A 19583-nucleotide genomic window follows, 5' to 3' on the forward strand; every position below is an offset into this window, starting at 1 on the left:
CCGAGACCTCCTCGGTGGTCGAGGGCAGCACCACGGCAAGGGGCATCTGCCGGTAGGCGGTAAGCCCGTCCGTCTCGAAGGCGCGGCGCTCGTCCTCGGCAGGCCGAGGCGCGTCTCGATCAGGTAGCGGAGATGCACGCCGGCATGACCCGAGCTGCCCCGGCCGCAGATCACCGCGAAGGAGAAGCTGCGGGCCCGCAGCGCCGCGGCGGCGCGCGCCGCCTCCGGCCAGCCGGCGCAGAGGGGGGCGGCGACCTCGGGAATCTCGGCGATCTCACGCGCCATGAAGCGTCCGGGGACGGCAGGCCCGGGCGGGGGCCCGCTCATGTGGGCCCGGCGGCGGCGAGCGCCGCGCGCAGGTTTCCGCCGCTGCGCGTGAGGAGCCGGTCGGCCTCGGCGCGGGGCAGGCCGAGCGCCAGGAGCACCGCGCGCGGGATGTCGCCCTCCGCGGACGCGAGGGCCTCGGCCGCCGCCTCGGCCTCGCAGCCGGCGATCTGCGCCACCATCGTGACGCCGCGGCGGCGCAGCTTGGTGTTGGTGGCGCGCATCGCGACCATGCGGCCGCGATAGACCCGGCCCAGCCGGATCATGACCAGCGTCGAGAGCAGGTTGAGCACGATCTTCTGCGCGGTTCCCGCCTTCAACCGGGTCGAGCCGGCCACCGCCTCGGGCCCGGTCGCCACCAGGATCGGATGGGCGCTCTCGCGCAGGATCGGCGTGTCCGGGTTGTTAGCGATGCCGACGGTCACGGCGCCCCGGTCGCGGGCGCCGCGGAGCGCGGCGAGGGTGAAGGGCGTGGTCCCGCTCGCGGACAGGCCGATCACCACGTCCTCCGGCCGGATCTCCGTCCGCTCGACCCAGAGCGCGGCGTCCTCCGTCCGGTCCTCGGCGCCCTCGACGGCCGTGACGAGCGCGCCCTCCCCGCCCGCGACGGCGAAGCCGAGACGCGTCTCCGGCCAGTCGAAGGTAGGCGGCAGCTCGGCCCCGTCCTGCACGCCGATCCGCGCCGAGGTGCCCGCTCCCACGTAGAGGAGGCGCCCGCCGCGGCGCAGGACGGCCTCGGCCGCCTCGGCCGCCGCCGCGATGGCGGGCAGTGCCGGGCCGATGGCGGCGACCGCCGCGAGCTGGCCCTCCCAGAGCGCCTGCAGGATGTCGGCGCTGCCCCAGGCGTCGAGTTCGCTGAAACGGGGGCTCGCCCTCTCCGTGCTCATCCTTGGCTGTCCTCCGCAGGCTCCCGTGTAGAGAAACGGCGAAGGCAGTCGAACGCTCCGGGACGTCCGGGTTTCCTGAGGGGTCACCCCTGTGGCGGGTCCGGACGGAAGCCGAACTCCTCCCCGCAAGGGGGAGGGGACGGGCGGACTCCTGAAGGGCATGACCCCGTTGATTCCCTCCTCGACCTCATCCTGAGGGGGGGGGGGGGGGCGAGCCAAATCTCCGGATGACGATTGGTCGTTCCCGCTCAAACAGCCTCTCATACCGGACCTCGATGAGCCTGACTGATCGAGGTCTGCCCGCGCGCAGTGGGACGGATCTTGGCGGCGGCGGTCGTCCGCCGGACCTTGGTGATGCCGACCATCGGTCGGCATCAACGAGAATCTGGTATCAGCGCGCCGCCCGCTCGGCGCGCGACAGCGTCCGGCTGACGAAGGGCGAGCCGGCGAGGAGGAAGCGCCACGGCGTTTCGGCGCCGCGGGTGATGCCGATGCGGCGGCCGGCTTCGACCGCGACCGGCGCCGCGCGCGGCGCGAACCGGAGAGGCGCCCGGTCGAGCGGCCAGCCGTCGAGGGCGCCGGTGACGCCGAGCGCCTGGCAGAGGCGGCCCGGCCCGGCGCAGAGCAGGCGCGGCTCCGCGGTGCCGCGGCGCGCCGCCATCGCGGCGAGCCCCTCCCGCGGCTCGATCGCGCGGATCAGCACCGCGCTGCCGGGCTCACAGACGAGATTGAGGCACCAGTGCAGGCCGTAGGAGCGGTAGATGTAGGCGTGGCCCGGCGGCCCGAACATGCTGGCGTTGCGCCGGTTCGGCCCGGCGAAGCTGTGCGAGGCCGGATCGGTGCGGTCGTAGGCCTCGGTCTCCACGATGACGCCGCCGGCCTCCCCGACGAAGAGCTGCGCGCCGATCAGTTCGGGCGCGACCGCCGCGGCGCTGCGCGCGAAGAAGGGCGTCGGCCTGTGCGGATTCGGATCGTCCATGCCGACGCGAGGGGCTACTTCGCCGGCACGACCTGGCCGCGGATCTCGCCGCCGGGATTGGCCGCCGTGTGGACGTTGAAATAGAGCTTGCCGGCGGCGAGGTCGGCCGCCTTCGCCTCGTCGAGGGTCGCCGAGCCGGAAAAGGGGCTGGCGGGCGCTGGGGCCGGGACGAGCACGCCGGCATTCTTGCCGGGCTCGGCGGGGCCATGGAAATGCGCGGCCGTGGCCGGCCCGGTCAGGCCGCTATAGCTGCCCTTCCAAGTGAGCTGCCGGCTTGCCGGGTCGTAGGTCGCGGTGACCTCGCCGCTGCCGGTGCTCGTGTTGGCGGGCACCTCGTTCGAACCCTTCAGCTCGGCCCGATAGGTCGCTTCGCCTGCGGCCTCCGCCGAGACGAGCGAGGCCAGCAGGGCCAGAGCGGCGGCGCCGCTCCCGAATGCACGGATCATGGGAACCTCCCGAAGCGCAGCCGGCGACAGCCGCCACGCGACGGAGGTTATAGGCCGCGCCGCGGACGAAATCCCGGTCCGGGATGCCGAAGGGACGAGGCCCTCGGGCGGGTTGTCAGGGCAGGGCGCCGACCGAAGGCCCCGGGCTCCGGGTGGTTCAGACGGCACCGCTTCCGCCTGATCCTGCCCTACCCCACCTCCGGCTCCAGATCGGTCCTGCCCGGTCTGGACAGGCGAAGGCGGATCTCGGGCAAGCCCGAGATCTGCGGGGAGGAGAGGCCCGTGCCGGCTCAAAGCGGCCTTCCGCCCACACCCCTCCACAGCTTTCCACAAGCCCGCACGAAGACGAGACCCGGCACCGCCTCGGCGCGCACCTGTATGTTCGCTTTTTGTTCTTGCGCGGCGCAGGGCTCTCGTTCATTCTCCAAATCCGCCCAAATTCCCTCTATCTGACTATAAACCTATATCGGTTTCGCACGAGGCATGGTCGACGTGAACCAGGAACAGCGACGTCTGTCCGCGACGTGGCTCAACACCATCGCCTCGGGCGTGGTGTCGGCCGGCACCTGCGGCTCGCTGCTCGCCTACAGCTTCGGCAGCCGCCCGGGCGTGAGCGGGTTGCAGGTCCTGGCGATCGTCTCGGCCTCGATCCTCACCGGTCTCCTGCTCCATCTCGCCGCGCGCGGCATCCTGGGCCACGGTGAGGGCGACGGACGCTGATTCGTGCCTGCCGGCATGGCCCCGGGTCGCCTTCGGCCCCGACAGGCGTGTATAGGCACCCGATGTCCGGGACGGAGACGACGAGGGAGCGCATGCTTTGAGTTCGGCCGCACGGTCGCACGAGGCGGCAGAGCTGACGGCCTGCGACCGCGAGCCGATCCATCGCCTCGGCACGCTGCAGCCGCACGGCTTCCTTCTGGCGCTCCAGGGCCCGGAGCGGCGGATCGTGCAGGCGAGCGCGAACGTCCCGGCCGGGCCGGACGGAGTCCTGGGCCGCAGGCTCGAGGCGGTCTTCCCGGAGATCGCCGCCGCGCTGGCCGAGGCTCCAGCCGAGGCGTCCGCCGGCGTAGGCGCCCGCCACCTCCGCAGCCTGACGCTCGGAGCCGGCTCGGGCGGCCTGTCCGACGCGCGCGCCTACGACCTCGCCGTGCACCGTTCCGGCGACCTGACCCTCGTGGAGATGGAGGAGGCCGCCCCGGCCGGCCCGGCCGGCGGCCTCGACGCGCTGTCCTCGCGCCTCGACGCCTTCGTGGAGGGCCTGCACGCGGCGCCGTCCGTGGCCGACCTGTGCCACCTCCTCGCCGTCGAGATCCGCCACGCCACCGGCTTCGACCGCGCCCTCGTCTACCGGTTCGACCGGGACTGGCACGGCACCGTGGTGGCCGAGGACGGCAACGGCGTGCTGCCCTCCTATCTCGACCTGCGCTTCCCCGCCTCCGACATCCCGGCCCAGGCGCGCGAGCTCTACCGGCGCAACCGCCTGCGCATCATCCCCGATGCGGGCTACGAGCCGGTGCCGATCGTGCCGCCCCTGACGCCCGACACGGAGGCTCCCCTCGATCTCAGCCAGTCGGTGCTGCGCAGCGTCTCGCCCGTGCACGTCGCCTATATGCGCAACATGGGCACGCAGGCCTCGATGTCGGTCTCGATCCTCGTGGACGGGGCGCTCTGGGGCCTGATCTCCTGCCACAACCAGGCGCCCCGCCGCGTGCCGCTCCCGGCGCGCAACGCCTGCGACTTCCTCACCCGCATCTTCGCCCTGCAGCTCGCGGCCCGCGAGCGGGGTGCCGAGGCCGAGCAGCGCCTGAGACTCGGCGCGATCGCCCAGCGCCTGCTCGGCGCCATGGCCGAGACCGAGGATTTCCACGACGGCCTGCTCGCCCGGCCCGATGACCTGCTGGCATTGGCCGATGCCGGCGGCGCGGCGATCGTCACGGCGGGGACCTGCCGGCTCGTCGGCCGGACCCCCCCGGACGATGCGGTCCGCGGCCTCTACCGCTGGCTCTCGGCCGCGCATGGCGGGGAGGACGTCTACGCCACCGAGGCTCTCGCCGAGGCCCATCCGCCGGCCACCGCCTGCGCCGAGACCGCGAGCGGCCTGCTCGCCATCGCCGTCTCGCAGCGCTCCGCGACCTACGTGCTCTGGTTCCGGCCCGAGGCCGTGCGCACCGTGAAATGGGGCGGCAACCCGGCCAAGCCCGCCATCGCGGACCCGGCCGGCGGCCCCGCCCGGCTCCATCCGCGCACCTCCTTCGAGACCTGGAAGGAGACCGTGAAGGGGCGGGCACAGCCCTGGTCGCTGCCCGAGATCGACGCTGCCAAGGACCTGCGCGCGGCGATTCTCGGCATCGTGCTGCGCCGGGCCGAGGAGATGGCGGCGCTGAGCGAGGAGCTGCAGCGCTCGAACAAGGAGCTGGAGGCCTTCTCCTACTCGGTCAGCCACGACCTGCGCGCCCCCTTCCGCCACATCGTCGGCTATGCCGAGCTGCTGCGGGCGCGGGAGGGCGCCAACCTCTCGGAGAAGGGCCGCCACTACCTCGACACGGTGGTCGAGGCGGCCTTCGCGGCCGGGACGCTCGTCGACAACCTGCTCGCCTTCTCGCAGATGGGCCGCAACGCCCTCAAGCCCATCGACATCGCCATGAATCTCATCGTCGAGGAGGTGCGCCGGAAGGTGATGCGCGACGTCGCCCCCGACCGCACGGTGCACTGGCGGATCGGCCCGCTCGGCCGGGTCCGGGCCGACCCGATGATGCTGCGGCTCGCGGTGGAGAACCTGCTCTCGAACGCCCTCAAATACACCCGCGGCGCGCCCGAGGCCGTGATCGAGGTCGTGCGCGAGCCCGACCGCGACGGCGAGGCGACGTTCCGCGTCCGCGACAACGGCGTCGGCTTCGACATGGCCTATGTCGGCAAGCTGTTCGGCGTGTTCCAGCGGCTGCACCGCACCGAGGAGTTCGAGGGCACCGGAATCGGTCTCGCCAATGTCCGTCGCATCGTCGAGCGGCATGGCGGCCGGGTGTCCGCGGTGGGCGAGCTCGGCCGCGGCGCAACCTTCCGCTTCACGCTGCCGTTGTGCGCCTGACCCCCACGGACCGGACATGGCCGACCTCAAGCCGATCCTCCTCGTCGAGGACAACCCGAACGACATCGAGCTGACTCTCGCCGCGCTGGAGGAGAGCCAGCTCGCCAACGAGGTCGCGATCTGCCGCGATGGCGCGGACGCTCTCGACTTTCTCTACCGACGCGGCGCCTATGCCGGGCGCGAAGCCCTTGATCCGACAGTGGTCCTTCTCGACTTGAAGCTGCCCAAGGTCGACGGCCTCGAAGTCCTCGCCGCCATCAAGAGCGACCCGCTGCTGCGGGTCATCCCGATCGTGATGCTCACGGCGTCGCGCGAGGAGAGCGACCTCGTCCGCTCCTACGAACTCGGCGTCAACGCCTTCGTGGTCAAGCCAGTGGGCTTCCGGGCGTTCCTCGACGCAATCCGCGACCTCGGCGTGTTCTGGGCCGTCCTGAACGAGGCACCTCCGGGCCGGTTCCCGCGGTCGGGCGGCCGATGAGCGGGCACAACGCAGGCGCGAGCGCGCCCATCCGCATCCTGCTCATCGAGGACAGCGACCTCGACGCCGAGCTGATCGCGGCGGCGCTCGAGGGGGCGGGCCTCGGCTGCCGCATCGACCGGGTGATGACACGAGAGGCCTTCGCCGCGGCGGTCGCCGAACCCTGCCACGACCTGATCCTCGCCGACTACGTGCTACCGACCTTCGACGGGCTCGCGGCCCTGGACCATGCCCGCGCGCATTGCCCGGACATCCCCTTCGTCTTTGTTTCGGGCACGCTCGGCGAGGACGTGGCCGTCGAGGCCCTGAAGACCGGGGCCACCGACTACGTCGTCAAGCAGCGGCTCGACCGGCTGCCGCGCACGGTACTGCGGGCGCTCGCCGAGGCGCAGGCCCGGTCCGAGCGGCGCGCGGCGGCCGAGGCCCTGCGGAGCCTCAACGAGAGCCTGGAGGCGCGGGTCGCCGCGCGCACCGCCGAGCTCGCCGCGGCCAATGCCGAGCTGCGGCGCGAGATCATCGAGCGCGAGCGCATTGAGGAAGCCCTTCGGCAGGCCCAGCGCCTCGAGGCGGTCGGTCAGCTCACCAGCGGCGTCGCGCACGACTTCAACAACCTGCTCACCGTCATCGCCGGCAACCTGGAATTCCTGGGCCGCGCGGTCCTGGACGAGCGCTCGCGCCGCCGCATCGACACCATGCGCGCGGCGGCCGACCGCGGTGCGCGGCTTACGGCGCAGCTCCTCGCCTTTTCCCGGCGCCAACGTCTGGAGCCGGTGCCGGTGCGCCTGAACGATACGGTCGCAACGATGCGCGATCTCCTGCAGAGTTCGATCGGCGGCGCGGTAGAGATCGCGATGGTGTTGGAGCCCGGGCTCTGGCCGGCGCTGGCCGACCCGACGCAGATCGAGCTGATCATCCTGAACCTCGCCATCAACGCCCGCGACGCCATGGCGGTCGGCGGCCGCCTCACCATCGAGACCGCGAATGCGACACTGGATGAGCCGGACCGGCCGGAGGCGCCCCCGGCCGGCGAGCACGTGATGATCGCCCTCTCGGATACCGGGAGCGGCATCTCCCCCGAGGTGCTGGTGCACGTCTTCGAGCCGTTCTTCACCACCAAGGAGGTCGGCAAGGGCTCCGGGCTCGGCCTCGCCCAGGTCTACGGCTTCGCCAAGCAATCGGGCGGGGGCGTGCGCATCGAGACCCGCCTCGGCGAGGGCACCACCGTCCGCGTCTTCCTGCCCCGTGCCGCCGCGGAGCCGGAGATCGCGGCCGAGGACGCGGAGCGCGAGGCCCGTCCGCCGCGTCCGCAGGGCGAGCGGCCGGTCGTGCTCGTCGTGGACGACGACGACGCGGTCCGCGAGATCACGGTGACGCGCCTGTCTGAAGCCGGCTATCTGATTCAGGAAGCCGGCTCGGGACCCGCGGCGCTGCGCGCGCTCGCTGCCGATCCGGCGATCAGCCTCGTCGTGCTCGACTTCGCCATGCCCGGCATGAACGGCGCCGAGGCCGCCTGCGAGATCCGCCGACGCCGACCCGGATTGCCGGTGATCTTCGCCACGGGCTACGCCGACCGCACGGCCCTGATGCAGGTCGAGTCGGTTTGCGAGGATCGGATCGTGCAGAAGCCGTTCCGCGGCGCGGAGCTGGAGCGCAAGGTCGATGCGGCACTGAGCGAGCGCCCCGCCTTGCGCCTCGTCGCGGCCCGCTCGGCAAGGGTCTGACCGTGCCGATCAAGCGGGTTCCGTCTCAGGCGGTGTGCGCCTTGGGGAGGTCCGTCAGGCCTTCGAACTCCGTCAGCACGCTGGCATAGAGACGCTTCAGCCAGGCTTGCGCCTCCTGCCGGTCCGCCTGTGCGGCCCGCATCGCCTCCTCCGCGCGCGCGGCTCGGGCCTCGGCCGCGCGGGCCGCCGCCTCGGCCTGCTCGGCGCGCAGGAGCGCGCCCTGCGTCTCGGCCTCGGCGAGGCGCAGACGCGCCTCCGCGTCCTCGGCACGGCGCGTGCTGCGCTCGGCAAGCGCCTCGGCACGGCGCCCGGCCTCGTCGGCCTCCGCATGAGCCTGACGCACGCGCGCCGCCACGTCGCTGATCAAGCGGATGGCCGCCGGCCAGTCCACGTCTACGGACGACCCCTCCCCCACCTGGGCGCCCGCCCCGGTCTCCGGAAAGAGCGGCACGATCGCGGGCTCCGCATCCTCCGAGGGGGCGAGGACGGGGGCGAGAAGCCTCTGCAAGGCACTCATCCGCGCGCCGGGTTCGGAGGGCGATTCCGCCCAGATCTGTGCGGCCTGTGCCATCAGCCCAATGTCCTGGTTTCGGGAAAGGCCGCGAATTCGCTGGTGATCGTCTCGTGCACCCGCGTGAGCCACTCCTCGGCGATGCGGGCTCGCTCCTCAGCCGCCTCGGCCCGTTCCTCGGCAGCGCGGATCCGCGCCTCGGCCTGCGCCTGGATCGCCTCGACCCGAGCCTCTGCCGCCCGCACCCGCTCACCGGCCGCTGAGACATCCTCGCGGACGCGCTCCAGCAGATCCTGGACGCGCTGATCCTGCTCCTGGGCCTGAGCCTCGACCTCCCGGGCCCGGCTCGCGGCCGCGCGGACCCGCTCGATCAAGGTCGACCATTCCTGGGCCGAGGCCGGAGCGCCGGGAGGCAGGACCGTGCAATCCTCGGTAGTGCGCACCACCCGCAGGATGCTGCTGAGGGCTGCGTCCGGCCGCGCATCCGGCTCGGTCGCCCGCGACCGGCCTTCAAGACGGGACGGGGGCGCCCAGTGCAGTTTCTTGGCCGATTCCATCATCAACGCACCACAGACGGGAAGCCGCACCGGATGACGCGAGGCTCGAAACCGACAATGGTGAAACGTGGTTAATGCGATGTTAACGCAGGTCGATGCCGCGACGATGCGCTGATCTGTCCGACTGTTCCACTGTTGACCTTGCTATCGCAGCAGCAACGACAGCTGGAACGAACAACCTAGATCAATTCAGGTCTCGGACTGCACCCGCAGCAGCGATGTGCGGGTGCAGACAAACATCGATCTCGATCAGGCAGCCTTCACCGTTGCCAGGAATTCGCCGACTTCGCCACTGAGCCTCTCTGCCTGACGCGAAAGTTCGGACGACGCATCGAGAACCTGCCGCGCGGACAGGCCGGTGCGCTCCGCGGCCCCGGCAACGCCAGCGATATTGGAGGTGACCTCCGCGGTCCCGGTGGCGGCCTGGGCGACGTTGCGCACGATCTCCTGCGTCGCCGCGCCCTGCTCCTCGACCGAAACGGCGATCGCGGTCGCGACCCGGCTGATCTCCTGGATCCGGTCGGCGATGCCGCCGATCGCGCCGACCGCCTCGGCGGTCGTGCCCTGGATCTGGCCGATCTGGGCGGCGATCTCCTCGGTGGCCTTCGCCGTCTGGTTGGCGAGTTCCTTCACCTCGGCAGCCACCACCGCGAAGCCGCGTCCGGCTTCCCCGGCGCGCGCCGCCTCGATCGTGGCGTTGAGCGCCAGAAGATTCGTCTGGCCGGCGATACCGGAAATCAGGCTGACCACGTCGCCGATCCGGCTCGTGGCGCTCGCGAGCGCCTGGACCAGGCCGGCGGTGCGGGCCGCCTCGTCCGCCGCGTTCTGGGCGAGGTCGGCCGAGCCCGAGACCTGGCGGCCGATCTCCTGCACGGAGGAGCCGAGTTCCTCGGCCGCCGCCGCGACGGTGCCGACATTGGCCGAGGCCTGCTCGGCGGCCGCCGCCGCGCCGCTCGACTGGCCGGCGGTCTCGCTCGCCGCGCCCGCCATACCCTGCGCGGTCGCCTGAAGCTCGGTGGCGGAGGCGGCGACGAGGCCGACGATGCCGCCGACCGCCGCCTCGAACCGCCCGGCCATCTCGCGCATCGCGGCCTTGCGCTGCGCCTCGGCGCCGGCCCGGGCCTCGGCGCTCTCCGTCTCCAGGGCGCGCATGCGGATCAACCCGTCCTTGAAGACCTGGATAGCGTCGGCGATGCGGCCGATCTCGGTGCGCTCGCCCCGGTGCGGGATCGCGACCGCGAGGTCGCCGCCGGCGAGCGCCTGCATCGGGGTCACCACCGAGCCGATGCCCGTCGAGATCCCGCGGATGATCAGCCCGGCGAGCAGAATGGACAGGATGAGGCCGCTCACGATGCCCGCGATGGCGAGGCTCCGGGCCGTCTCGTAGGTGGACAGGCTGCGCGCCTCGGCCTTGGCCGCGCCCGCATTGTTGAAGGCGATCAGATTCTCGAGCGCCATCGACATGGCACGCCGCGGCAGGATGCCGTTGGCCTCGTAATAGGCGAAGGCCTCCGCCTTCAGGCCCTTGCGGGACAGTTCGAGCACCACCTGCCGCTCGGCCTCGAAGGCCTGCACCGCGGCGCGATAGGTCTCGTAGAGCGTGCGCTCCTCCGCCGAGGCGATCAGGGGCTCATAGGCGGCGCGCTCGTCGTCGACGCGCTTGCCGAAGCGCACGAGGTCCTTCTCGATGGTCTCGACGAGCTTCGGGTCGGTGGCCTGGGTGTGGCGCAGGAGCACGCCGTTCAGCCGCGCCGACTGGGTGTCGATGTTGCCGAGCGCCCGGACACTGGGGAGCCAGTTGGTCTCGACCTCGAGGGCTTCCGCGCGCATGGCCTGGGTGCTGGTCAGACCGACGAGGCCGAGGCCGAGAATGAAGACGGTGAGCACGCCGAAGGCCGCGATCAGCTTCGCGCGGATGGACAGGGACGACAGCGACACGGAAGGCCTCGACGCAGAGAGCGACCCGACCGGTAGTGGTCTCGATGTCGCGCATGCAATCTTCGGCAGAATCGTTGCCGATCATTTACTGCACGATTGTGCAAGGCCACGGGGCCGATGCGATGCGGCGATCGTGTCACGGCGGAGGCCGCGCGCCAGCAAAAAGGCCCGCGCCGCGCATGCGGCCGGGCCTGATTGCAGGTTCTGGAGCGACCCGCGCCGTCGGGCGCGGGTTTCCCGTCTTACGAGGCGACGGCGGGAGCGGCAGCCTGCGCCGACGGGGCGGGGCTCGCCGAGAAGCCGCCCGGACGACGGCCGGCGCCCGGAACGCGGGGCTTCGGCTTCGGCGCGGCGATCAGGCCCTCGCGGATGGCGGTCTTGCGGGCCTGCTTGCGGGCGCGGCGGACGGCCTCGGCCTTCTCGCGAGCCTTGCGCACGGAGGGCTTCTCGTAGGCCTTGCGCTGCTTCATCTCGCGGAAGATGCCCTCACGCTGCATCTTCTTCTTGAGGACGCGGAGCGCCTGATCGACGTTGTTGTCGCGAACGAGTACCTGCAACGGACTGGATCCTCTGGAACTTGCAATCGGTCTGGGGCGACCCGGGCCGGATCCGGACTTTCGAATAAACCGACAAACGCCCCTGTCCCGGGGATCGCCCGGGCGGGACGCGGATCGGATCGTCGCGAATCGGCGCGTTGTCGGCACCTTGCGGGTGGCTTTACACCAACTGCGCACGAGTTCCAACCGCTCCGATGAGGTGCGAAGGGCTCAGGGATCTGACAAGAAGGCGCGATGACGAGCGACGCGCAGCAATTCGCCAGCGACAACTATTCCGGCATCTGCCCGGAGGCCTGGTCCGCCATGGAAGCCGCCAATCGCGGCCATGCCCCGGCCTATGGCGAGGATACCTGGACGGCGCGCGCCGCGGACGCCTTCCGCGCGCTGTTCGAGACGGAGTGCGAGGTCTTCTTCGCCTTCAACGGCACGGCGGCCAATGCCTTGGCGCTCGCGGCCCTGTGCCAATCCTACCACAGCGTGATCTGTGCCGAATCGGCCCATGTGGAGACCGACGAGTGCGGCGCGCCCGAATTCTTCTCGAACGGCTCGAAGCTCCTCGTCGCCCGGACCGAGGGCGGCAAGCTGACGCCGGAGGCGATTCGGGCGCTGGCCGGGCGCAGCGACATCCACTTCCCGAAGCCCCGGGTCGTCACCGTGACGCAGCCGACCGAGACCGGGCAGGTCTACACCCTGGACGAGCTGCGCGCCCTCTCGGACACCTGCCGGGCGCTGTCCCTGAGCCTGCACATGGACGGGGCCCGCTTCGCCAATGCCTGCGCGAGCCTCGGGCACAGCCCCGCGGACATGACCTGGCGGGCCGGCGTCGACGTGCTCTGCTTCGGCGGCACCAAGAACGGCATGCATGCGGGCGAGGCCGTGGTGTTCTTCAAGCCCGCGCTGGCCGAGGATTTCGGCTACCGCTGCAAGCAGGCCGGCCAGCTCGCCTCGAAGATGCGCTTCCTCGCCGCCCCTTGGGTCGGCATGCTGGAGGGCGGCGCGTGGCTGCGGAACGCGGCCCACGCCAATGCCTGCGCCCGCCGCTTCGCGGAGGCCGTGGCGGACCTTCCCGGCGTCGCGCTGCTCTTCCCCGTCGAGGCCAACGCCGTGTTCCTGGCGCTGCCGCCCGCCGTGATGGCGGCCCTGCGGGCGCGGGGCTGGCGCTTCTACACCTTCATCGGCGGCGGCGCCCGCTTCATGTTCGCCTGGGATGCCGACCCGGCCCGGATCGACGCGCTGATCGCGGATCTCCGGGCCGTGACGGCCTGACGGAAGGCGGTCGGACCCCGACACGCCCCCTCTCCCGTTCGGGAGAGGGTTGGGGTGAGGGCCGAGTACTCTCCGAAGAAGGCGCGCCGATCCAGCGGCTCCTGCGGAGCCCATCCTGACACTTCTCGACCTTCACCCGAACGGGAGAGGGGACCCGCGCCTCGTCCGGCGGACAAGCTTGCACGGATCAATCCGGCAGCTCAGAGCAGCCCGAGATCGACCGGGTCCACACCGGCGAAGACGCGGCGCAGGCTCGGCTGGTCGAGCCCGTAGAGGCGCGCGAACAGGCCGGCGAGCAGCGCCCGGTAATCGGTGAGCACCGGGTAGTCGCGGTTCTGGAACAGGCTCGCCTCGGCCACGCGGACCTGCGGCCCGGCGATGCGACCGCCCTTCAGGCCGCCGCCGAGCACCCAGTAGACCGAGCCGTGGCCGTGGTCGGTGCCGCGGTTGCCGTTCTCGCGGAAGGTGCGGCCGAACTCGGAGAGCACCACCACCACGGTGTCGCTCCAGCCGGAGCCGATCTCCTCGGAGAAGCCCGCGAGCGCCCGCCCGAGCTCGGCCAGGCGGTCGGCGAGGTAGCCGGTGGCCGCGCCCTGGTTCACATGGGTGTCCCAGCCGCCGACATCCACGAAGCCGAGGTTGAACCCGTCGCGCATCAGCCGGCCGATCCGGCGGGCGGACAGCTCGAAGCCCTTCGGCGAGACCGCCCCGCGGTCGGCCTGGGCGGCATGGTCCGAGATCGACTGGTAGACGGCGTCGCGCACCCGGAACCCTTCCTCCACCGCCGGACGGAGGCTCGAATCGCGGTACATCGCGGCGATGAGCTTGGCCTGCCGGGCGTCGATGCCGGGCTTGCCCACGCCGTTGATGGCGATGTTTGGCACGGTCTCCGCCCCGCGGAAGATCAGCGGCACCTGCTCGGTGAAGGCGATCGGGCGCACCCGCGTCAGCTCAGCGGCGAGCCGCGCCATGAAGCCCGAATTGTAGTCGCGCGCGGCCCCGATGGTCTGGCCGAGCTCGATCGTGTCCTGCGTCTCGAAATGGCTGCGGGTGACGTCGTCGGTGCCGGCGAAGGGCACGAAGGCGGCCTGCCCCTTGGCGAAGAGCGGCAGGATCGTCTCGCGCAGGGCCGGGTTGAGGCTCCAATCCCCGTCGAGCGGGAGCGCCGCGCCCGGATTGCCGGGATCGGGCTTGGCGAGCGCGAGGTTCGGCCGGGCCCGGTAGTAGAAGTCGCTGCCCGTGGGGATCACCACGTTGGCGGCGTCGTAGGCGCCCCGCAGGAACACGACGAGGAGCCGCGCCTCGGCCCTCGGAGCCGCCCAGACGTGCCCGGCGACCGTCGAGGCCCCGAGGAGGGCGGCGGAGCGGATCAGGTCGCGGCGATGCATGGTGCTCTCCCGGGATTGACCTTCCGCCAGACGACGATGATCCCGACGCATCGTCGTCTGCCCGCGCGACGGCGCGGCGGCGATCGTTCGCCGGACGCGTCGGTCACGACCCTCGGTCGGGATCGACGCAAGGTGGTATCAGCGCATGAAGTCCGGCGAGGCGAGGTAGAGGGTGTTCCAGTCCTGCGGCGAGACCGCCCGCGCCAGCGCCTCGCGCGTCGCCGCGCTCAGGGTGCCCGCGAGCGCCGAGAAGTAGAGGCCGTTCTGCAGGAGCGGGAAGGCCGGCTCCTCGGCGGCATCGGGCATGGCAGGCTTGAACAGGCCGGCCGGGCCGGAGCCGATCTGCCGGGCGATCTCGAACCGGGTCGCGAGTTGGCCCGGCCCCGCCCAGGACGCGGCGGTCAGCGGGTAGCCGTCCGGCGTCGTGCGGTTGAACAGGCCCTCGCCCAGCCGGTTGAGCCAGCCCTGCACCGGCTGGGTGTTGAGGACGACGCGCGTGTCATAGGCCATGCGCAGGGCCGAGAAGACGTAGCGCACCGGATCCTTGAAGCGCGCGGCGGCGGCATCGGTGAATTCGGGCGCGCGCAGCAGCACACCCGTCACCTGGGCGATGTCGCCGTCGCTGCGGGCGAAGGTCTCGGCGAGGCGGGTCTGCAGGTCGGGGCTCGGCTCGGTGCCGAGGAGGTAGAGCGCCAGGGCGTGGGTGACGTTGCGCGCGGTGGCGGGGTGGCGGCAGAGGATGTCGAGGGCCTCGCGCACCTCGTCGAAGCCGCGGCCCCGGATCGCGTGGCCGAGGAAGAGCGTGTCGCCGTAATCGTGCCGGTTCGGGTCGAACAGGAACAGCCCGTCGCGCAGGATGTCGGCCTGCCGCTCGGGGCGGACCTTCGGATCCTCGGCCTTCAGGGTGATGCCGATGCCGGTGAGGATGCGCGCGAGCGCCTCGACATCGGCCTGACCGTAGCCGGAGCCGACGCCCATCGTGTGCAATTCCATGATCTCGCGGGCGTAGTTCTCGTTGATGCGGCCGGCCGCGTTCTCGGCATTGTCGAGGTAGCGCAGCATGGCCGGGTGGCGCAGGCTCGCCTCCAGGAGATCGCGGAAGCGGCCGAGCGCATGCGGACGGATCGCGGCGTCGAGATAGTCGCCGACCATCGCACGCAGATTCGCCTTGCCCTGATGCACGTTGAGCCGGTTGAACCAGAACCAGGCGAGCCGCTCGCGCAGCTGGTCGGGGCTGTAGAGCGCCCGCAGGATCGTCAGGGCGGCGGCGTCCCGGGCGGCGGCGTTGAGGGCGCCCTGATAGGCCTGCTGCGCCGCCTTGCGCGCCTCCGGGTCGGTCAGCGCGTTCGCCGCCCGGCCCTGCGCATCGAGGGCCACCACGCGCTCGAACAGGCTGTCCTTCGGGACGAGCGGGGCGGCCTGCACGGCGGCCGCGGGCGGCAACCGCACCTCCGTCGGCGGATGGAGCTGCGCGGCGAGCCAGCGCTCGCGGCCCTGGGCCTTGAGCGCGGCGAAGCTCGACGGGCTGACGCCCCAGCTCGCCCCGTCGAGGAAGGCGATGTCCTCCGCCGGCCCGGCGGCGCAGGGCCGCACGGGAACGAGCAGGGTGAGCGCGAGCAGGAAGGCAGCCCGGACCATCGGCGTCCCGGATACCGGCGCGCGCGGGAGGTGCCGCGCCGGGCGGGCTCAGGCGTGATCCGCGAATGCGGCGCCCGCGTGGTCCGGAATCAGGCGAGCCAGCCCGGGACCCGGTCGAGGCCGATCAATTCCTCGTAGGTCTGGCGCGGGCGCACGATCGCGGCCTCGCCGTCCCGCACCAGCACCTCCGGCACGAGGCGGCGGGTGTTGTAGGTGCCGGCCTGGACCGCGCCGTAGGCGCCGGCCGTCATCACCGCGATCAGGTCACCGGGCTTCACCTCCGGCATCTCGCGGTTGAGGGCGAGGTAGTCGCCGGTCTCGCAGACCGGACCGACCACGTCCGCCGTGATGCGCGGCGTCTCCGCGCCGGGCTCGGCCACGGGCCGCACGGCGTGATAGGCCTCGTAGAGGGTCGGGCGGATCAGGTCGTTCATCGCCGCGTCCACGATGACGAAGGTCCGCCCCTCCGAGTGCTTCACGTACACGACGCGGGTGACGAGGATGCCCGCATTGCCCGCGATCATCCGGCCGATCTCGAAGACGGGCCTCAGGCCCAGCGGCGCGAAGTGCGGGCGCAGGGTCGCGGCGAGCGCGGCCGGGTCCGGCGGGGGGGCGTTGTCGTCCCGGTAGGGAATGCCGAGGCCGCCGCCGAAATCGATGTGCTGAAGCTTGTGGCCGGCCGCCATCAGGTCGCGGGCCAGACCCGCGAGCAGCCGCCCGGCGCTCTCGAAGGGCGCGAGATCGGTGATCTGGCTGCCGATATGCATGTCGACGCCGTGCACCGCGAGGCCCGGCAGGGCGGCGGCCCGGGCATAGACCTCGGGCGCGCGGGTGATCGGGATGCCGAACTTGTTCTCGTACTTGCCGGTCGAGATCTTGGCATGCGTGCCCGCATCCACGTCCGGGTTCACGCGGATCGAGACGGGCGCCGTCAGCGACAGGCTCTGGGCCACCTCGGAGAGGGCGGCGAGCTCCGGCTCGCTCTCGACGTTGAAGCAGAGGATGCCGGCCTTGAGGCCCGCGGCCATCTCCTCGCGCGTCTTGCCGACGCCGGAGAACACGATGCGCTCGCCCGGCACGCCGGCGGCGAGGGCGCGGCGCATCTCGCCCTCGGAGACGATGTCCATGCCCGCGCCCTGGCGGGCGAGCGTGCGCAGCACGGCCTGGTTCGAGTTCGCCTTGGCGGCGAAGCAGACCAGGGCGTCGTCGCCCGCGAAGGCCTCGGCGAAGACGCGGTAGTGCCGCTCCAGCGTGGCGGTGCTGTAGCAGTAGAACGGGGTGCCGATCTCGCCGGCGAGCGGCGTCAGGTCGACCTCCTCCGCATGGAGGCGGCCGTCGCGGTACTGGAAGTGATGCATCGTGTCCGTGCCGGGCTCGAGGCCGGCCCTTACAGCAGGGGATCGAGGATGAACGGATCCTTCGGGATCCGGAAGCCGCGCTTGGCCCCGCGGCTCGTCTCGATGGGCGCTTCCGTGCCCGCGGGCGGCGTGGCCGAGACGGCAAGCTCGTCGCCGGCCTGGACGGCATCCGAGTCCGGCGTCGTCGAGCCGCCGCCGAGGCCGACGCTGCCGGGCAATTGGCGCGGGCTCGCGGTCGTGCCCGGCCCCGGCGCCGTGGACATGCGCTGCGGGGCACTGGCCTGCGGCGCCTCAAGGGCGCCGCGCCGCCCGCAGGCGGAGACGGCGAGCGCGAGGCCGGCCGCAGCCAGAAGCGTCAGGACACGGATCGGCAGCATCACGCGCAAGGTCCGGCGGGTCTCTCGGAAAATGGCATCCCTCGGAAGAGGGCGCGCCACTCTAGCGGCGGACGCAGCGTGAGGCGAGCGCGGGCAGGCCACACCCGGCGCAATCGCTGAGAGCCTGTTTGAGCCGATCGAGTCGGTGTTGGTCCGGCCGATCCCCTCCTCGACCTCATCCTGAGGTGGATGGGTGGGAGGAGCCGGATCTCCGCATGAGGGTCGGCCGATCCCGCTCGAACAGCCTCTGAGACGGACGCGCCGAGAGGCGAACGCAGAGACGTCGAGGCCCCGGCCTCCGGGCCGCCCCGACGGAAGCGCCCTACTCCGCGGCCGGCACGCTGAGGGCGAGGAGCCGCGCGGTGCGGGCGCGGGCGCCGGCCCGAGACTCGGCCTCGTCCGCGCCGATCTGGCGTCGGGCATCGGCGATGGCCGCGTGGACCGCGTCGACCGCCAGGATCAGGGCGCTGACCGTGCGGGTATCGATGGTGCGCTCGCGGGCGTAGCGCACCACGTCGGCCACCAGACCGTCGGTCTCCAGCGCCAGCGTCTCGAGCGCGGCCCGGGTCTCGGCGGCGCGCGCCTCGCGCAGGATGTCGATCAGCCGGTCGAGCACGATGTCGACGCGCTCACGCCGCTTGCGGGCGAGGCGCTGGCCGAGCCAGGCGATGCCGGAGCCGATCGTGCCGCCGAAGAAGGCGAACAGGTAGATGTAATCCTCGTAGCGCTCCAGGAAGGTCTGCTGCTCGCGCTCGAAATAGTCGACCGCGCCGGGGTGGTTCGGCAGCCTTGCCGAGGTCGCCGCCACCGTGGTGTCGAACTCGGGCGCCTTCATCAGCTTGGCGACGGGAGCGACGCCCGCGAGCCGCGAGCGCCACTCGAACAGGTGCTGGGTGATCGAGGCCACGGCGACGCGGTTCACGGAGGCGCGCGCCATCAGGCGATAGGAGGCGCCCACCGTCTTCACCTCCTCGGCCGGCCGCTTCGGGCGGCCGCCGAAGGTGCCGGCGGGGATCGTCACCGCCTGAAGCTCGGGATAGCGCTGCAGGATCGCGTCGGTATCGGGCACCGAGACCAGGGCGACCTTGCGCTCGGGTGCGGCGAGCTCGACCGCGCGCACCGTGGCGGAGGCGACCTTCGAGGAGGGGCTCGCCACCACCGCCACCGCGTCGACGCGCTTCTCGGCCACCGCCTGCGTCACCTCGGCGGGCTTCAGCGGCACGACCTGGACATGGCTCGCGCCGGCCTCGTCGCCCGCGCCCGGCCCGAGATCGTAGAAGGCGAGCATGTTATTGAGGAAGGGCAGATCGGCGGCGTGGCGCACCACCAGACCGACCCGCTTGCGCGCGAGGTCGGGGAAGTCGTCGATCTCGGCCGCCTCGGGCGCGGCGAGCAGGAGGGCCTCGTCGTGCAGGATCGCGAGCGTCAGCCCGTTCTCGGGCAGGAACACGTCCGGCCGCACGATGGCGAGATCGGCCTTGTTCGCCTGAAGCGCGCCGCCGCTGTCGCGCACGTCGCCGTAGCGCACCACCTTGAGGCGGACATCCTCGCGGGCGCGGGCGAGGGCGGCGGCATAGGCCTCGATGAGGCCGGTCTCCGGCCCGTCCTGCGGCGCCACGGCGACCGTCAGCACCGCCGGGCGCGACAGGTACACGACCACCGCCGCCGAGGCTGCCAGCCCGAGCGCCAGCAGGACGAGGAGCCATTCCCGTCTCAAGAGGAGAGCCAACACTGCGGGGACGAGACCATGCTCTGTCCTGTCGCGTTGCGTGCGTTGCATGGGGGCACCATGCAACGCAATCCTGTTCAGATCGTGAAGAACCCGTGACTCGAAAATTCGTTTCCGACGCCCCCCTGCGGCAGGATCACCGCGCGGCGGGCGGCGCCGCTCCCGCCCGCGACGCAAGACCCGCGCCGCCCGTGAGCGCGGCCTGGCTGGAGCGGGCGGCCCTGCACTATCTCGAGCGCTACAGCGCCTTCTGCGCTTCGCCATTGACGAAGCCGGCGACGCCGAGCGTCCGACTCAGGCCGAAGCCCTGGTCGAATTCGGGGTTATAGTAGAGTTCGGTGCTG

At 71.9% G+C, this 19583-nt stretch carries 17 protein-coding genes and 1 pseudogene; 5 read left to right on the plus strand and 13 right to left on the minus strand.

Annotated features, from left to right (window positions below; genetic code table 11):
* From MET9862_RS29840 to MET9862_RS22735, 4 genes and pseudogenes are all read right to left on the minus strand, one after another.
* Positions 1–285 (minus strand): annotated as a pseudogene (locus tag MET9862_RS29840) (hypothetical protein); the annotation flags it as partial.
* A gap of 38 nt (positions 286–323) precedes the next feature.
* Positions 324–1211 (minus strand): N-acetylmuramic acid 6-phosphate etherase, encoded by an 888-nt coding sequence (locus tag MET9862_RS22725; RefSeq protein ID WP_142585122.1) that lies wholly within the window; start codon positions 1209–1211, stop codon positions 324–326.
* A gap of 391 nt (positions 1212–1602) precedes the next feature.
* Positions 1603–2190: a DNA-3-methyladenine glycosylase gene (locus tag MET9862_RS22730; protein ID WP_142585123.1), complete on the minus strand. Its 588-nt coding sequence runs from the start codon at positions 2188–2190 to the stop codon at positions 1603–1605.
* 14 nt (positions 2191–2204) lie between these two features.
* Complete coding sequence (locus tag MET9862_RS22735) at positions 2205–2636, minus strand: CHRD domain-containing protein (RefSeq protein WP_142585124.1); 432 nt, start codon at positions 2634–2636, stop codon at positions 2205–2207.
* Between the two features lie 492 nt (positions 2637–3128).
* Between MET9862_RS22735 and MET9862_RS22740 the strand changes: the two genes are divergently transcribed.
* The 4 genes from MET9862_RS22740 (at position 3129) to MET9862_RS22755 (ending at position 7920) form a co-directional block, all read left to right on the plus strand.
* Complete coding sequence (locus tag MET9862_RS22740) at positions 3129–3356, plus strand: hypothetical protein (protein WP_142585125.1); 228 nt, start codon at positions 3129–3131, stop codon at positions 3354–3356.
* Between the two features lie 97 nt (positions 3357–3453).
* Positions 3454–5721, plus strand: a complete 2268-nt coding sequence (locus tag MET9862_RS22745; protein WP_142585126.1) for an ATP-binding protein — start codon at positions 3454–3456, stop codon at positions 5719–5721.
* A 16-nt stretch (positions 5722–5737) separates the two neighbouring features.
* Complete coding sequence (locus MET9862_RS22750; protein WP_142585127.1) at positions 5738–6199, plus strand: response regulator; 462 nt, start codon at positions 5738–5740, stop codon at positions 6197–6199.
* Positions 6196–7920 carry a response regulator gene (locus MET9862_RS22755; RefSeq protein WP_142585128.1) on the plus strand — a complete coding sequence of 575 codons (1725 nt, stop codon included), beginning with the start codon at positions 6196–6198 and terminating at the stop codon, positions 7918–7920. Before MET9862_RS22750 ends, MET9862_RS22755 begins: the two co-directional genes overlap by 4 nt.
* Before the next feature lie 25 nt (positions 7921–7945).
* Here MET9862_RS22755 and MET9862_RS22760 read toward each other — a convergent pair whose 3' ends face one another.
* The 4 genes from MET9862_RS22760 to rpsU all read right to left on the minus strand — a co-directional run bounded on the left by MET9862_RS22760 (position 7946) and on the right by rpsU (position 11483).
* The gene (locus tag MET9862_RS22760; protein WP_142585129.1) at positions 7946–8491 is read right to left on the minus strand and encodes a hypothetical protein; all 546 of its coding nucleotides are present in this window, start codon (positions 8489–8491) and stop codon (positions 7946–7948) included.
* A complete protein-coding gene (locus tag MET9862_RS22765; RefSeq protein ID WP_244612858.1) occupies positions 8491–8991 on the minus strand; it encodes a hypothetical protein in 501 nt (166 codons plus the stop codon). Before MET9862_RS22765 ends, MET9862_RS22760 begins: the two co-directional genes overlap by 1 nt.
* Positions 8992–9237: 246 nt before the next feature.
* On the minus strand, positions 9238–10926 hold the full coding sequence (locus MET9862_RS22770; RefSeq protein ID WP_142585130.1) for a methyl-accepting chemotaxis protein: 1689 nt from the start codon (positions 10924–10926) through the stop codon (positions 9238–9240).
* A 242-nt stretch (positions 10927–11168) separates the two neighbouring features.
* A complete protein-coding gene (gene rpsU, locus MET9862_RS22775) occupies positions 11169–11483 on the minus strand; it encodes a 30S ribosomal protein S21 (RefSeq protein WP_142585131.1) in 315 nt (104 codons plus the stop codon).
* 234 nt (positions 11484–11717) lie between these two features.
* Here rpsU and MET9862_RS22780 point away from each other — a divergent pair, with 234 nt between their 5' ends.
* Positions 11718–12749, plus strand: a complete 1032-nt coding sequence (locus tag MET9862_RS22780; RefSeq protein WP_142585132.1) for a threonine aldolase family protein — start codon at positions 11718–11720, stop codon at positions 12747–12749.
* Between the two features lie 200 nt (positions 12750–12949).
* Here MET9862_RS22780 and MET9862_RS22790 read toward each other — a convergent pair whose 3' ends face one another.
* The 5 genes from MET9862_RS22790 to MET9862_RS22810 form a co-directional block, all read right to left on the minus strand.
* Positions 12950–14137, minus strand: a complete 1188-nt coding sequence (locus tag MET9862_RS22790; RefSeq protein ID WP_142585134.1) for a DUF1501 domain-containing protein — start codon at positions 14135–14137, stop codon at positions 12950–12952.
* A gap of 138 nt (positions 14138–14275) precedes the next feature.
* A complete protein-coding gene (locus tag MET9862_RS22795) occupies positions 14276–15775 on the minus strand; it encodes a DUF1800 domain-containing protein (RefSeq protein ID WP_142585135.1) in 1500 nt (499 codons plus the stop codon).
* Positions 15776–15864: 89 nt separating this feature from the next.
* Positions 15865–17133 (minus strand): diaminopimelate decarboxylase, encoded by a 1269-nt coding sequence (lysA, locus tag MET9862_RS22800; protein ID WP_142585136.1) that lies wholly within the window; start codon positions 17131–17133, stop codon positions 15865–15867.
* Positions 17134–17162: 29 nt separating this feature from the next.
* Positions 17163–17510: a lipoprotein gene (locus MET9862_RS22805; RefSeq protein ID WP_142585137.1), complete on the minus strand. Its 348-nt coding sequence runs from the start codon at positions 17508–17510 to the stop codon at positions 17163–17165.
* Between the two features lie 322 nt (positions 17511–17832).
* On the minus strand, positions 17833–19227 hold the full coding sequence (locus tag MET9862_RS22810) for a TAXI family TRAP transporter solute-binding subunit (RefSeq protein ID WP_142585138.1): 1395 nt from the start codon (positions 19225–19227) through the stop codon (positions 17833–17835).
* Positions 19228–19583 lie beyond the last annotated feature (356 nt).

It is taken from the genome of Methylobacterium symbioticum (genome assembly GCF_902141845.1).
GTDB classification, from domain to species: Bacteria; Pseudomonadota; Alphaproteobacteria; order Rhizobiales; family Beijerinckiaceae; genus Methylobacterium; species Methylobacterium symbioticum.

Excerpts from the sequence above, each read along its gene's own strand:
- MET9862_RS22725 (WP_142585122.1), bottom strand. The coding sequence starts at position 1,211 with ATGAGCACGGAGAGGGCGAGCCCCCGTTTCAGCGAACTCGACGCCTGG.
- MET9862_RS22730 (WP_142585123.1), bottom strand. The coding sequence starts at position 2,190 with ATGGACGATCCGAATCCGCACAGGCCGACGCCCTTCTTCGCGCGCAGC.
- MET9862_RS22735 (WP_142585124.1), bottom strand. The coding sequence starts at position 2,636 with ATGATCCGTGCATTCGGGAGCGGCGCCGCCGCTCTGGCCCTGCTGGCC.
- MET9862_RS22750 (WP_142585127.1), top strand. The coding sequence starts at position 5,738 with ATGGCCGACCTCAAGCCGATCCTCCTCGTCGAGGACAACCCGAACGAC.
- MET9862_RS22755 (WP_142585128.1), top strand. The coding sequence starts at position 6,196 with ATGAGCGGGCACAACGCAGGCGCGAGCGCGCCCATCCGCATCCTGCTC.
- MET9862_RS22760 (WP_142585129.1), bottom strand. The coding sequence starts at position 8,491 with ATGGCACAGGCCGCACAGATCTGGGCGGAATCGCCCTCCGAACCCGGC.
- MET9862_RS22765 (WP_244612858.1), bottom strand. The coding sequence starts at position 8,991 with ATGATGGAATCGGCCAAGAAACTGCACTGGGCGCCCCCGTCCCGTCTT.
- MET9862_RS22780 (WP_142585132.1), top strand. The coding sequence starts at position 11,718 with ATGACGAGCGACGCGCAGCAATTCGCCAGCGACAACTATTCCGGCATC.
- MET9862_RS22790 (WP_142585134.1), bottom strand. The coding sequence starts at position 14,137 with ATGCATCGCCGCGACCTGATCCGCTCCGCCGCCCTCCTCGGGGCCTCG.
- MET9862_RS22795 (WP_142585135.1), bottom strand. The coding sequence starts at position 15,775 with ATGGTCCGGGCTGCCTTCCTGCTCGCGCTCACCCTGCTCGTTCCCGTG.
- lysA (WP_142585136.1), bottom strand. The coding sequence starts at position 17,133 with ATGCATCACTTCCAGTACCGCGACGGCCGCCTCCATGCGGAGGAGGTC.
- MET9862_RS22805 (WP_142585137.1), bottom strand. The coding sequence starts at position 17,510 with ATGCTGCCGATCCGTGTCCTGACGCTTCTGGCTGCGGCCGGCCTCGCG.